The following is an 11,990-nucleotide window of genomic DNA, read 5'->3' as shown; positions in this document are numbered from 1 at the left end:
CCCCAAAGAGACCGAATGTTGAATGCGACCAACCAGGCACACCCAGGTGAATGGTTTTAGGGCTGCTACGCAGCCCAGCGGGAGCAAGCTCCCTCGCCACAAAGTCCATCAACTCCGAGGGTGAATGTGTCACTCAGGCAAACGTCGCCCCTCGGGTATTCACGAACAGCGAATACAGCGAGTGGCTGCCGGCCATGAACAACCGGTTGCCTTCCCGTCCGCCGAAGCAGACGTTGGGACAGCGCTCCGGCAGGGAGATGTGCCCGATGGCCTTGCCTTCAGGGTTGAACACCCGCACGCCGTCGAGTTTTTCCAGGTCGGCCTTGGGGTCGCCATTGCCGCCCCAACCGCACCAGAGGTTGCCGCTTTCATCACATTTGATTCCGTCGATCGCCGCGTAATCCAGGCCTTCGATGTGCTTGCGCCGCTCACCCAGCGTGCCGTCATCCTTGACGGTGATCGCCCAGATCAAGCGGTTGGGCTTGGCCCGGCCTTCGACCACGTAGAGGATTTTCTCATCCGGGGAAAAACACAGCCCGTTCGGCCCCGCCAGGTCGTCGATGACCCGCGTGACCTTGCCGCTTTCGCCATCGATGCGATACACCGCGTGAGGCTGGGCGGGGGTGACTTTGTGTCCCTCGTAATTGTTGCCGGTCTGGAACGGTGGGTCGGTGAACCACACCGAGCCATCGCGCTTGCACACGATGTCGTTGGGCGAGTTCAGCGGCTTGCCTTCGAAACTGTCCGCCAGCACGGTGATAGTGCCGTTGTGCTCGGTGCGGGTGATGCGTCGGCCTTCGCTGGCGGTGGTGGAGCCTTCGCACACCAGCAGCCGGCCCTGGCGATCGCGGCACATGCCGTTGGAGAAGTTGGAATTCTCGCGGTAGACCGACAGGCCACCGGTAATTTCATCCCAGCGCACGATGCGGTTGTTGGGAATGTCGCTGACCAGCAGGTAACGACCGTCACCGACCCACACCGGCCCTTCTGCCCAACGCAAACCGGTGGCGAGTTTCTCCACGCTGGCATTGAAGATGCGCAAGTCCATGAAGCTGGGGTCAAGGATATTGATCAGCGGGTCTGGGTAACGCTGACTCAAGGGCTCGGCCTGAGCGAGCCCGGGCAGGTTGCCAAGGGCGGCCGCAGCAGCCGAGACCACCAGGGATTTTTTCAGGAATACCCGGCGGCCCTGATCGGCGGCGGTTGCAGATTGCGAAGCATCCATCGGTGCGTCTCCGTTAATTATTATTGGACGGGACGACAGTTTTACTACGTGATAAGACATCGTACAAGTATGTGAATCTGCTCTGCGCACAGTCGATCAGGCCGGGTTCAGCGGTATACGAACGGTAAAGGTCGTGCCGACTTGCGCCTCCGAGTGGACCTCGATGGTGCCCTGATGGGCCGATACGATCGCCGAAGCGATGTGCAGGCCAAGTCCGAGTCCAGCCGTGGAACCGTACTGCATTTCACTGCTGCACAGATTTCGGACCATTGGGTTGAAGATGTTGGCAATGGCCTCTTTCTCGATAGGCTTGCCCTGGTTGTTGATCGCGATCACGGCCCTATCCTTTTCCACGCTCAACGAAACAGTCACCGGCGAGCCTTCGGCACCATGCTGGACGGCATTGCCAATCAGGTTGGCAAATACCTGCTCCATGCGGGCCGGATCAAACAGCGCCTCCAGGGCGCCGCTCGTTTTAAAGACAATTTTGCTTTCCGGGTGATAGGCCCGCGCCTCCTCCACCATACCTTCGCAGGCGGCCACCAGATCACCCTTGAAGCGCTGCACTGGAATGCCCGAGCCGAGTTGGGTGCGGGTGAAATCCAGCAGATCGCCGACGATTTTGTTGGCCCGCTTGACGCTGGTGTAGATGCGCGAAGTGATCTTGGTCGCCTTGGCGGGCAGGTCCCCCGCCCGCAGCAGCACTTCGGAACTCAGCAGGATCGCGCCCAAGGGGCTGCGCAGGTCATGCCCCAGAATCCCGAGAAAGATATTGCGCGACGCATCCACCGCCCCCGAGTAACTGACGACGGACTCGGCCAAGGCCTGGTCCACGGCCTCGTTGAATCGAATCAGATCGTCCATGACCTGTTTGTGATCCAACTGCGTGTGCGGCATCCAGAGCATAAGCACGCTGGTGCGCAGGGCCCGGTACTCGGAAACCATTTGCTCCACGGTAAAACCCGAGGACTGGCGGATGACCGCATGGGTTTCGGCGGCGGTTTCGGCATCAACCGGCGGGGCCTCGCCGTGGGACTTGGCAATCGCCTCATTGCGCGTTTGCGAGGTGCGCAGGTCAGCGGCGATAGTGCGCAGCATCTGCTCGGCATGGTCGCGCAGGGCCACGGAATCCATGCCAATGGATGCGGGGGTGATGGTTTTGGCGAAGTCTTCCCACGCCTGAAGAATCGGCTCGATATTGTCGAGAATGAAATCGGCCAGGCGCATGGGGCGGCTCCGCAAAGGGCAATGCTGTAAACGACACAACGGTCAGGTTGTTGTACAGCAAAGCGCAGGACAATGTGCGCGCGGTCGTTCACTTAAAGGTAGAGCTCCCCCGCAACCCCGACCTTGTCTCTTGTAATCCTATAGGGTAAAAACAGCCCTCAAAGTTGTACGACGACTTATAACTAAAAACAGCTGATCCAAGGCGATTTGCCTGGGCGGCCCACCATTGAGACACCCTGCCATGACTCGTCCCGCCGCTGCACCTGACACCCCGCCTCCATTGCCCCGTCACCTCGCGGTGCTCGTTCTGCTGTGCATGGGCTGTGCCTTTGCCGGCAATCATGTCGCCGCCCGAGCGGCGTTCGATGACGGTGCCGGGGTATTGCTGGCGATCCTGCTGCGCTCAGGCGGGACGCTGCTGGTGTTGGCCGCGATGGTACTGTGGCAACGTCAGAGCCTGCGTTTGCCGCCGGGCGCATGGCGTTGGCAAGTGCTGCTGGGGTTGCTCATCGCTGCGCAGAGCCTGTGCCTGTACTCGGCCGTGGCCCGGGTGCCGGTGGCATTGGCGCTGTTGGTGGGCAACGTCTTTCCGATTCTGCTGGCCTTGCTGACCTGGGCGCTGGGCGGGCCACGGCCCACTGCACGCACCGCCACGTTGATGGGGATGATCCTGGTGGGCCTGGTATTCGTGCTGGAGGTGCCGGCGCGGTTATCGTCTGAACAGAGCGTTGGCCCGCAATGGCTACTGGGGGTGGGCCTGGCCTTCTGTGCCGCTTGCGTGTTCGCTTGTGCGCTGTGGATCACCGACCACAAGCTGTCCCAGGTCCGTGGTTCGGTGCGCAGCCTGCTGACGATTTTCATCGTCTTCAGCAGCGTCAACCTCGCCGGCCTGACCGGTGCCCTGCCCGGCGGTTTCGACCTGCCAGCCAGCAGCACCGGTTGGTTCGCCCTGGCGACCCTGGTGGTGCTCTACGGCACCGGCTTCACTGTGCTGTTCATTTCCGTGCCCCGCCTGGACATGCCGCGCAACGCCCCGGTGATGAACATCGAACCGCTGGCCACGCTGCTGATCGGCTGGCTGGTACTGGACCAGATGCTCAACCCGGGCCAGGTGATGGGTGGCGCGATTGTGGTGACGGGCATCGTATTGCTGACCTATCGCAAGGTTGAGCAGGCCAAGGTGCCTGTGGCTGGAACAGCGAATTGAACTGACTGAACACCGTTGTGGCAGCTCGTAGAAAGTCTTCGTCCTCAGAAACTTGTTCCAAAACCGACAGTCCTACCCCAGCCGTGAAAACCCGCCGATCTGCAGCGCAGGGTTTTCCAGCTGATCGGCGCCAAGCCTGGCGCTAAGCACCTCCCCCTTCTTGAGCCGTTCGCCCCATGCGCCACCCTGTTCGCTCTAGCCGTTTCGTTTTGCTGTGCTTGCTTGCCCTGTTTCCCTTATTTGCCAGCCCCGCCCACGCCCGTGGCGAAAGGCAGTTGGTGGACGCCATCAACGATTTCCGTAGCCAATCACGCCGCTGTGAATGGCGCACGGTGCGTGCCACGCCGCCGCTGGTGCTGCGCTCGAACCTGGGCTTGCCGATGGGCTTTCGCGGTGGTCTGCGGGAGACCTTGAAAGACGCCGGCTACCAGGCCCGGGCCGTGCGCAGCATCCGCCTGACCGATGCGCGGGACGCCGAAGAAGCGTTCGACATGTTGGCTGACGAACATTGCGCAGCACTGCTGGACAACCAATACGCCGACATTGGCGTCAATCGGGTCGGTGATGAGTGGCGCGTAGTGCTGGCGCAGCCCATGGGAGGCACACGGATGAGCGACGCGGGTGCGACGGACAAGTCGCTGCTGGCCCAGGTCAACGCCGCCAGGGCCAAGCCGCGGATGTGCGGGCGCCAACGCTTCGCCGCGGCCCGGCCGCTGAGCTGGAACGCCGCGCTGGGAACCGCCGCCCAAGGCCACAGCCGGTCGATGGCCCGCGAGAATTATTTCGCCCATCGCGACCCGGACGGTCGCTCCTCTTCCGATCGGGCCAAGAGCGCCGGCTTTCGCGGACATAAATTGGGCGAGAACATCGCCGCCGGACAACGCTCACCGACCCAGGCCATGCACGACTGGCTGGCCAGCCCGGGGCACTGCGCCAACCTGATGAACCCGATGTTCACCCAGATGGGCGCCGCTTCCGCCAGCGATTCGCGCAGTGATGCGGGGGTGTACTGGACGATGGTGCTTGGCGCGCCGTGAAAAACCATCGTCGATGCTGAGCCATCCGCTGTTGTGGCGAGGGAGCTTGCTCCCGCTCGACCGGGCTGGCGCTCCAGCGCGAAGCGGTCGTAAAAATTTTAGGGTCGCTTCGCAACCCAGCGGGAGCAAGCTCCCTCGCCACAAGTGTGCCCCAAGTCAAACCTGCGTCGCAGTACCGACAGTGAGTATCGGCTACAGGCGGATTTCAGCAGCCGGCACCACATCGATCCGCGATACCGCACTGCTCAGCCGCCCCAATCGGTTGTTGTGATTGGCAATGATCTGCTCGGCCGCCATGCTGCCGTTGTCCACCGTGGAGTGGGCATCGGCCACCAAAACCACGTCGTACCCCAGGGCATGGGCCTGGCGCACGGTGGCGTTGACGCAATAGTCGGTTTGCAGCCCACAGATCACCAGGCGGTCGATGCCTCGGGCCTGCAACAACGGTTGCAGGTCGGTCTGGTAGAAGGCATCGGGGGTGGTCTTGCGCACCCGCAGGTCATCGGCTGCGGTCAACAGGTCGTCGGCCAGTTGCCAGGCGGCAGAACCATAGGTCAGCGAACCTTCCAACTCTTCGTGCTGGATCAGGATCACCGTCAAGCCGAGGGCCCGGGTTTTGGCCGCCAGGTCGTTGATGGTCCGGATGATGCGCTGGCTGTCGAAGCATTCCTCTTCGCCTGAGCACAGCGCGTTCTGGACATCGATGATCAGCAATGCGGTGTTCATGACCTTCCCTCTTCAAACATTATCGGAGCCGCGCGATGACTCAATACCCCAGCGACAACCCAGTGTTGCGACGGGGGTCGTTGGCGCCATAGAAGCGGTTCTTGCCCACCGGCTTGCCACCCAATGACGGCGCGCCGACCAGGATCGCGGCGATGTGGTTGGGGTCCTGCGGGCCGGCAAACTTGTGCCCCCAGCTCTCCAGCAGCTTCCGGGTATCGGGGCTGGCCGCGAACGCCTCCAGGTTGGTTTCCTCCGGCATCCACTGCTGGTGGAAACGCGGCGCGTCGACCGCCTCCTGGAGGTTCATGCCGTAGTCGATCACATTGAGGATAGTCAGCAACGTCGCGGTGATGATCCGGCTACCGCCCGGGGTGCCCACCACCATGACCGTCTTGCCGTCCTTGGTGACAATGGTCGGGCTCATGGATGACAGCGGCGCCTTGCCCGGCGCGATGGCGTTGGCTTCGCCCTGCACCAGGCCGTACATGTTGGGCACGCCGACCTTGGCGGTGAAATCGTCCATTTCATCGTTGAGGATCACCCCGGTCTTGCTCGCCATGACACCGGCACCGAACCAGTCGTTCAGGGTGTAGGTGACCGAGACGGCGTTGCCCCACTTGTCGACAATGGAGTAATGGGTGGTGTTGCTGCCCTCATGGGGCGCCACGCCGGGCTTGATCTTCTGCGAGTCGCCGGCCTTTTGCGGTTCGATCGCGGCCCGCAGCTTGGCGGCGTAGTTTTTATCCAGCAGATGGTCGATGGGGTTCTTCACGAAGTCCGGGTCACCCAGGTAACTGTTGCGGTCCACGTAGGCGTGGCGCATGGCTTCGATCTGATAGTGCATGCCCTGGGCCGAATGGAACCCCAGGTCCTTCATCGGATAACCGTCGAGGATGTTCATGATCTGGCACAGCACCACCCCGCCGGAACTGGGCGGCGGCGCCGAGATGATGTGGTAGCCACGGTAGTCGCACTCCACCGGGGCCAGCTCGCGGGTCTTGTACTTGTCCAGATCGGCCTGGGTGATGATGCCTTTGTTGGCCTGGCTGGAGGTGACCAGCGCATCGGCGACCCAGCCCTTGTAGAAGCCGTCGGCCCCCTTGGCGGAGATTTCCCGCAGGGTCTTGGCGAGGTCTTTTTGCACCAGCTTCTGGCCGACCTGCATGGGCTCGCCGTTGTGCAGGAAGATCGCCCCGGAGTCGCGCATGTCCTTCTTGAACACATCGGTGGCGGTTTCCAGCAGATCGACATCTCCCTGCTCCAGGGCGAAGCCTTCCTCGGCGAACTTGATGGCCGGGGCGATCAGCTCCGCCCGCGGCTTGCTGCCGTACTTCTTCAACGCCAACTCCATGCCGGAGACGGTACCGGGCACGCCCACGGCCAGGTGTCCGCGGGTACTGAGGTCGGGGACGACATTGCCGTCCTTGTCCAGATACATGTTGGCCGTGGCGGCCAGGGGGGCTTTTTCGCGGAAATCCAGGAACGTCTTGCGGCCATCGGCCATTTGAAGGGTCATGAACCCACCCCCGCCCAGATTGCCCGCCGCCGGATACACCACCGCCAAGGCATACCCTACCGCCACCGCCGCATCCACGGCATTGCCGCCGTTCTTGAGCACGTCGACACCCACGTGGGTCGCCAGGTGCTGGGCGGTGACCACCATGCCGTTCTCGGCGGCCACCGGTGCCTGGGAGGCGGCCTGGGCATACAAACAGCTGAGGGTCAGGGATATGGCAATGAGGGTTCGGGCTAAGGATTCGAACTTCATGACTCGGCCTCTTCTTGTTTTAAACAGTCGGCGATCGCATCAAGCAACTAGCTAGTATGGCCCGGTTTGCGTAATGCGCCTGTTTCCAAGCCGACCGGGTGACGCCACGGTAGCCTTTGGGATAGGCTCCTGCGGTTAATCTTGACTGAATAAGGACATTGCCGATGACGCTACGAATCGAACGCACGGACGCGCCCACCGACGAAGAACGCCAAGCCATCCTCGCTCCGCTGCGCGCCTATAACACGGCCAAGACCGGCGGGACGGTGCCTGAACTGGTGGCTTGGCTGGTGCGCGATGAACACGACGAAATCGTCGGGGGGCTCTATGGCCGAGTGTTTTTCCGCTGGTTGTATATCGAGCTGCTGGTGGTGCCGGAACAGGCCCGGGGCCAGGGCACCGGCTCGACCCTGATGCAGATGGCCGAAGCACTGGCCCGGGAGAAAAACTGCGTGGGCATCTGGCTGGACACCTTCGACTTCCAGGCGCCGGAGTTCTACCGCAGGCACGGCTTCACGGAAATCGGCCAGATCGACGACTACCCCCCGGGCCACCAGCACTTCTTCTTCCAGAAGCGCCTGACGCCCTCTGACTAAAAACCAGTCCCTGTGGGTAATGCCGATCAGTTAAGCCTCAAACCCGTGGGGGCGAGCCTGCTCGCGATCGATCTGTTCAAAGACACGTCGCCAACGCCGCCAACCGGCGCTTGGCCACGAAGTCGTCATGCTTGGCGTAATAACTCAACTCGGTGCCCGTCGCACCGGCATGCAAATCGACAAACGATTCAGCGGAGCGGGTGTAGACCGTCGAGCCACCCTTCTTGCCCGGTTGCAGGTAGGCGCCAGCATCGACACCGAACACCGCTTCGTCCTGCCAGGAGAACTGCACGCACTGGGCCACGACCTGTTCGGGTTTGTCCGAGGTCAGGGTCTTGTAAGGGGCCTGGGTCCGGGCCTCGTTCATCGCAGAACCCGCGCAGCCGGCCAGCAAGGTCGCGGCCAGGGCCACGGTCAACATTCGCATTGCGTTCACTCATCAAGAAAAAAACGGACTGTAGCACTGCGGCCCGGGCCTTCGTGCTGCTTTACTGAAATTTACACGGGACATCGGCCTGCGATTCGCGCACCCTGTCGCGCCATTGCCACCAGCCACAACGGAACACGCCCCATGACTCCCAACGCCGAATTCTACAAACCCACTGCCGAATACGCCGACAAACTGATCAGCCAGATCGGCCAGACACCGTCCTGGATCGCCAAGCGCATCGGCGTCACCGACAAGCGGGTTCGCTACATCCTCGACGGCGAACGGACCGTCAAGGGCGAAACCACGCCGATCCAGATGACCTACACCGAACAGTTCGCCCTCGAATGCCTGGCGGCTGCGGCCAAGGCCAGCAAGAAGCAGTCTGCATCCCCCAAGGAGTGACCATGGCGGCAACCGAACAGCAACACGAACGGGCCCTGGCAAAGTTTCTCGATGAGCGCCCCGAACTGCGCCACGAACTGGACCACCTCAACCCGCTGCTGGCCCAGGCCAAGGGCGAGACCGCCGCGCAGTACCGCGCCGAGCGCTTGCATGAAGCCTTCGAAGCCGAGGCCGAGCGCCTGGGCCTGTTTGCCTGGGAACTGACCCTGCAACTGACCGCCACCTCGCCCCAGGACTACCAGGCCCAGCGCCTGGAAGTGCACAAGGAAGTGGCGGAAATGGCGGGGATGGCGTGGGCGGAGTATTGCGAGCTGCATGGGCTCAAGGTCTAACAAGCCCCTGTGGCGAGGGAGCTTGCTCCCGCTGGATCGCGTAGCGATCCTAAAACCTGCCAAAGCGGTGTTTTTTGATCGTTCCCCCGCGAGGGAACGCATCCCGTGCCGCTCTGCGTCACCTTCCAGAACCGGAACGCAGAGCGTCCCTGGCGGCATTCCCACGCGGGAGCGTGGGAACGATCGAGATGGCGGGATGGCGTGGGCAGAGTATTGCGAGTTACATGGGCTCAAGCTCTGACACAGCCCCTGTGGCGAGGGAGCTTGCTCCCGCTGGATCGCGTAGCGATCCTAAAACCTGCCAACGCGGTGTTTTTTGATCGTTCCCACGCTGGTGGGAACGCATCCCGTGACGCTCTGCGTCACCTTCCAGAACCGGAACGCAGAGCGTCCCTGGCGGCATTCCCACGCGGGAGCGTGGGAACGATCGACAACGCGGTGTGTCAGCCAAACCACGGCGGATGAGTTGGGGCCCGCTGCGCAGCCCAGCGGGAGCAAGCTCCCTCGCCACACGGTCTCACCGCTTTCTGGCAATCGCCCCACCGCCCATAAAGCTTTATCATGGCCGCAGTTTTGCTGATCGGGTCTGTCATGAAGTTCGCCATTGCGCTGTTTTCCGCCGCCCATGCGCCCTCCTCGCGCCGTGCCTTGCTGTTTGCCCAGGCTGCGCTGGCGGGCGGACATGAGATCGTGCGGCTGTTTTTCTATCAGGACGGTGTCTATAACGCCTGCGCCAGTGTCGTCACGCCCCAGGATGAACAGGACCTGCCCCAGCAGTGGCGAACCTTTGTCAGCGACAACCAGCTCGATGGTGTGGTCTGCATCGCGGCGGCGTTGCGCCGTGGGGTGTTGAACGAGGAAGAGGCCCAGCGCTACCAGCGCTCGGCGGTTAGCGTCGAGGCACCCTGGACCTTGTCCGGGCTGGGCCAGTTGCACGATGCGATCCAGGGCGCCGACCGTTTGATCTGCTTTGGAGGCGCGTGATGGCCAAGTCTTTGTTGTTGATCAGCCGCCAGGCCCCCTGGTCCGGCCCCGGCGCCCGTGAAGCGCTGGACATCGTCCTGGCCGGCGGCGCCTTCGACCTGCCCATCGGCCTGCTGTTTCTCGATGACGGGGTATTCCAACTGACAAGCAGCCAAAACGCCAAGGCCGTCCAGCAAAAGGACCTGAGCGCGAACTTGCAGGCATTGCCGATGTTTGGCGTCGACGACCTGTTTGTCTGTGCCGACAGCGCCGCCGAACGCGGTGTCGCCCTCGACACCCTGGCGCTGGCCGACATGAAAGCACTGACCGCGCCGCAAATCGCCGCGCTCATTGACCGTTACGACCAGGTGATCACCCTCTGATGTCGACTTTGCATGTGTTGTCTCATTCGCCCTTCGGCGATAACCGCCTCGCCAGTTGCCTGCGGGTGCTGGGTAATCAGGATGCGCTGCTGCTGTGCGGCGACGCGACGTACGCGTTGCAACCGGGCAGCCCACCGTTTGCAGTGCTGCAGGCCGCTGGCGTGAACCTGTTCGTGCTCGCCGAAGACCTCCAGGCCCGCGCCCTGGACACGCCAGACTGGGCCGAAGCCATCAACTATTCGGGTTTCGTCGAGCTGTCGATCGAGCACGACAAGGTCAACACCTGGCTATGAAGACGCTGAACGTGGGCGACCGCACCATCGCGCTGGACAAGGACGGCTACCTGGCCGACCTTGACGACTGGTCGGCCGAGGTCGCCACGGCCCTGGCCACTGCCGAAGACATCGAGCTGGGCCCCGAACACTGGGAGATCCTCGAACTGCTGCGCGGCTTCTATAACGAATTCCAGCTCTCCCCCGCGACCCGGCCGCTGATCAAGTACACGGCACTGAAACTGGGCGCGAACAAAGGCAACAGCCTGCACCTGAACCGATTGTTCAAAGGCACTCCCGCCAAACTCGCCGCCAAGCTGGCGGGCCTGCCCAAACCGACGAATTGCTTATGACCGACTTTCCATCGCTGACCCTTGAGACCCCGGCCGAACACCCGTTCGCCCAGTTCGTGCGCATCCTGGGCAAAGGCAAGCGCGGCGCCCGCAACCTGACCCGCGAAGAAGCCCGCGAAGCCATGGGCCTGGTGCTCGACGAAAAGGTCGAGGACACCCAGCTTGGCGCCTTCCTGATGTTGCTGCGGCACAAGGAAGAAAGTGCCGAGGAGATGGCCGGTTTCACCGAGGCCCTGCGTGAACGCCTGGTGGTCCCGGCGTTGGCGGTGGACCTCGACTGGCCGACCTACGCCGGCAAGAAGCGCCATTTGCCGTGGTACCTGCTGGCGGCCAAGTGCCTTGGGCAGAACGGCGTGCGGATCTTCATGCACGGCGGCGGCGCTCATACGGCGGGCCGGCTCTACACCGAACAACTGTTGGCGTTTTTGCAGATCCCGCTATGCCGTGACTGGCAACAGGTCGGCAGTGCGCTGGACAACGGCGGCCTGGCCTTCATGCCGCTGGTGGACTGGGCGCCGCAGATGCAGCGGATGATCGACCTGCGCAACACCCTGGGCCTGCGCTCGCCGATCCACTCACTGGCACGCATCCTCAACCCGCTGGCCGCCCGTTGCGGCTTGCAAAGCATTTTCCACCCGGGCTACCAAGCCGTGCATCGCGACGCCAGCGGTTTGCTCGGTGATACCGCCATCGTGATCAAGGGCGACGGCGGCGAGATCGAAATCAACCCGGACGCCGATAGCCACCTGTACGCCACCACCGGCGGCGTCAGTTGGGATGAAGAATGGCCGCGACTGGCCGAGCAGCGCCACGTCAAACCGGAAAACCTCGATCCCGAACACTTGAAAGCGATCTGGCGCGGTGACGTCGAAGACAGCTACCCGCAACTGGCGCTCATCGCCACCATGGCCCTGGCCTTGCGTGGCCTGGGCCTGGCTCGCGAAGAAGCGTTCGACAAAGCCCGGCAGTATTGGGGCGCCCGGGATCGTTCGATTTAACCGATCATTAGCGCCCAACCTTTGCGCTTTTACTTCGAACCTATCGGAATAGACTCGCCTCCAACGTTTAT

Annotated in this window: 15 protein-coding genes; 10 read left to right on the top strand and 5 right to left on the bottom strand. The window is 62.6% G+C overall.

The window, feature by feature from the left end; genetic code table 11:
- Positions 1–133: 133 nt before the first annotated feature.
- Positions 134–1,225, bottom strand: coding sequence for an SMP-30/gluconolactonase/LRE family protein (locus V7773_RS05750; RefSeq protein ID WP_336072624.1), 1,092 nt, complete (start codon positions 1,223–1,225; stop codon positions 134–136).
- Positions 1,226–1,321: 96 nt separating this feature from the next.
- Entirely contained in the window at positions 1,322–2,452 is a 1,131-nt protein-coding gene (locus V7773_RS05745) for a sensor histidine kinase (RefSeq protein ID WP_336072623.1), read from the bottom strand.
- A gap of 241 nt (positions 2,453–2,693) precedes the next feature.
- On the opposite strand from V7773_RS05745, the gene V7773_RS05740 reads away from it, so the two are divergent.
- Together V7773_RS05740 and V7773_RS05735 are read left to right on the top strand one after the other, a co-directional pair.
- Positions 2,694–3,659, top strand: a complete 966-nt coding sequence (locus V7773_RS05740) for an EamA family transporter (RefSeq protein WP_336072621.1) — start codon at positions 2,694–2,696, stop codon at positions 3,657–3,659.
- Between the two features lie 176 nt (positions 3,660–3,835).
- On the top strand, positions 3,836–4,696 hold the full coding sequence (locus tag V7773_RS05735; protein WP_336072620.1) for a CAP domain-containing protein: 861 nt from the start codon (positions 3,836–3,838) through the stop codon (positions 4,694–4,696).
- 192 nt (positions 4,697–4,888) lie between these two features.
- Here the strand turns inward: V7773_RS05735 and V7773_RS05730 are convergent, their stop codons facing one another.
- Positions 4,889–5,422, bottom strand: coding sequence for a cysteine hydrolase family protein (locus tag V7773_RS05730; protein ID WP_063320506.1), 534 nt, complete (start codon positions 5,420–5,422; stop codon positions 4,889–4,891).
- A gap of 40 nt (positions 5,423–5,462) precedes the next feature.
- Positions 5,463–7,190, bottom strand: coding sequence for a gamma-glutamyltransferase (ggt, locus tag V7773_RS05725; RefSeq protein WP_336072619.1), 1,728 nt, complete (start codon positions 7,188–7,190; stop codon positions 5,463–5,465).
- 164 nt (positions 7,191–7,354) lie between these two features.
- Between ggt and V7773_RS05720 the strand changes: the two genes are divergently transcribed.
- A complete protein-coding gene (locus V7773_RS05720) occupies positions 7,355–7,786 on the top strand; it encodes a GNAT family N-acetyltransferase (RefSeq protein ID WP_063320504.1) in 432 nt (143 codons plus the stop codon).
- 76 nt (positions 7,787–7,862) lie between these two features.
- Here V7773_RS05720 and V7773_RS05715 read toward each other — a convergent pair whose 3' ends face one another.
- Positions 7,863–8,213 carry a hypothetical protein gene (locus V7773_RS05715; protein ID WP_013693699.1) on the bottom strand — a complete coding sequence of 117 codons (351 nt, stop codon included), beginning with the start codon at positions 8,211–8,213 and terminating at the stop codon, positions 7,863–7,865.
- A gap of 144 nt (positions 8,214–8,357) precedes the next feature.
- Between V7773_RS05715 and V7773_RS05710 the strand changes: the two genes are divergently transcribed.
- The 7 genes from V7773_RS05710 to V7773_RS05680 all read left to right on the top strand — a co-directional run bounded on the left by V7773_RS05710 (position 8,358) and on the right by V7773_RS05680 (position 11,919).
- Positions 8,358–8,618 (top strand): hypothetical protein, encoded by a 261-nt coding sequence (locus V7773_RS05710; RefSeq protein WP_092222705.1) that lies wholly within the window; start codon positions 8,358–8,360, stop codon positions 8,616–8,618.
- A gap of 2 nt (positions 8,619–8,620) precedes the next feature.
- On the top strand, positions 8,621–8,950 hold the full coding sequence (locus V7773_RS05705) for a DUF6388 family protein (RefSeq protein ID WP_092222703.1): 330 nt from the start codon (positions 8,621–8,623) through the stop codon (positions 8,948–8,950).
- 591 nt (positions 8,951–9,541) lie between these two features.
- On the top strand, positions 9,542–9,934 hold the full coding sequence (gene tusD / locus V7773_RS05700) for a sulfurtransferase complex subunit TusD (protein ID WP_092144722.1): 393 nt from the start codon (positions 9,542–9,544) through the stop codon (positions 9,932–9,934).
- A complete protein-coding gene (tusC, locus tag V7773_RS05695; protein WP_092346164.1) occupies positions 9,934–10,296 on the top strand; it encodes a sulfurtransferase complex subunit TusC in 363 nt (120 codons plus the stop codon). The genes tusD and tusC overlap by 1 nt, the downstream gene beginning before the upstream one ends.
- The gene (gene tusB / locus V7773_RS05690; RefSeq protein WP_063320500.1) at positions 10,296–10,589 is read left to right on the top strand and encodes a sulfurtransferase complex subunit TusB; all 294 of its coding nucleotides are present in this window, start codon (positions 10,296–10,298) and stop codon (positions 10,587–10,589) included. The genes tusC and tusB overlap by 1 nt, the downstream gene beginning before the upstream one ends.
- Positions 10,586–10,921, top strand: coding sequence for a TusE/DsrC/DsvC family sulfur relay protein (locus V7773_RS05685; protein WP_092222701.1), 336 nt, complete (start codon positions 10,586–10,588; stop codon positions 10,919–10,921). Before tusB ends, V7773_RS05685 begins: the two co-directional genes overlap by 4 nt.
- On the top strand, positions 10,918–11,919 hold the full coding sequence (locus V7773_RS05680; RefSeq protein ID WP_336072618.1) for a glycosyl transferase family protein: 1,002 nt from the start codon (positions 10,918–10,920) through the stop codon (positions 11,917–11,919). The genes V7773_RS05685 and V7773_RS05680 overlap by 4 nt, the downstream gene beginning before the upstream one ends.
- The last annotated feature ends 71 nt before the right edge of the window (positions 11,920–11,990 follow it).

Source organism: Pseudomonas sp. 3JA, from assembly GCF_036961705.1.
In the GTDB taxonomy this organism is placed as follows: Bacteria; Pseudomonadota; Gammaproteobacteria; order Pseudomonadales; family Pseudomonadaceae; genus Aquipseudomonas; species Aquipseudomonas fluorescens_Q.
This window is presented reverse-complemented; position numbering and strand designations above follow the sequence as displayed.

Bases quoted from the DNA above. Each gene is read 5' to 3' on its own strand.
- V7773_RS05685 (WP_092222701.1), top strand. From the start codon at position 10,586: ATGAAGACGCTGAACGTGGGCGACCGCACCATCGCGCTGGACAAGGAC.
- V7773_RS05745 (WP_336072623.1), bottom strand. From the start codon at position 2,452: ATGCGCCTGGCCGATTTCATTCTCGACAATATCGAGCCGATTCTTCAG.
- V7773_RS05730 (WP_063320506.1), bottom strand. From the start codon at position 5,422: ATGAACACCGCATTGCTGATCATCGATGTCCAGAACGCGCTGTGCTCA.
- tusB (WP_063320500.1), top strand. From the start codon at position 10,296: ATGTCGACTTTGCATGTGTTGTCTCATTCGCCCTTCGGCGATAACCGC.
- V7773_RS05740 (WP_336072621.1), top strand. From the start codon at position 2,694: ATGACTCGTCCCGCCGCTGCACCTGACACCCCGCCTCCATTGCCCCGT.
- tusD (WP_092144722.1), top strand. From the start codon at position 9,542: ATGAAGTTCGCCATTGCGCTGTTTTCCGCCGCCCATGCGCCCTCCTCG.
- ggt (WP_336072619.1), bottom strand. From the start codon at position 7,190: ATGAAGTTCGAATCCTTAGCCCGAACCCTCATTGCCATATCCCTGACC.
- V7773_RS05735 (WP_336072620.1), top strand. From the start codon at position 3,836: ATGCGCCACCCTGTTCGCTCTAGCCGTTTCGTTTTGCTGTGCTTGCTT.
- tusC (WP_092346164.1), top strand. From the start codon at position 9,934: ATGGCCAAGTCTTTGTTGTTGATCAGCCGCCAGGCCCCCTGGTCCGGC.
- V7773_RS05710 (WP_092222705.1), top strand. From the start codon at position 8,358: ATGACTCCCAACGCCGAATTCTACAAACCCACTGCCGAATACGCCGAC.
- V7773_RS05705 (WP_092222703.1), top strand. From the start codon at position 8,621: ATGGCGGCAACCGAACAGCAACACGAACGGGCCCTGGCAAAGTTTCTC.
- V7773_RS05720 (WP_063320504.1), top strand. From the start codon at position 7,355: ATGACGCTACGAATCGAACGCACGGACGCGCCCACCGACGAAGAACGC.
- V7773_RS05680 (WP_336072618.1), top strand. From the start codon at position 10,918: ATGACCGACTTTCCATCGCTGACCCTTGAGACCCCGGCCGAACACCCG.
- V7773_RS05715 (WP_013693699.1), bottom strand. From the start codon at position 8,213: ATGCGAATGTTGACCGTGGCCCTGGCCGCGACCTTGCTGGCCGGCTGC.
- V7773_RS05750 (WP_336072624.1), bottom strand. From the start codon at position 1,225: ATGGATGCTTCGCAATCTGCAACCGCCGCCGATCAGGGCCGCCGGGTA.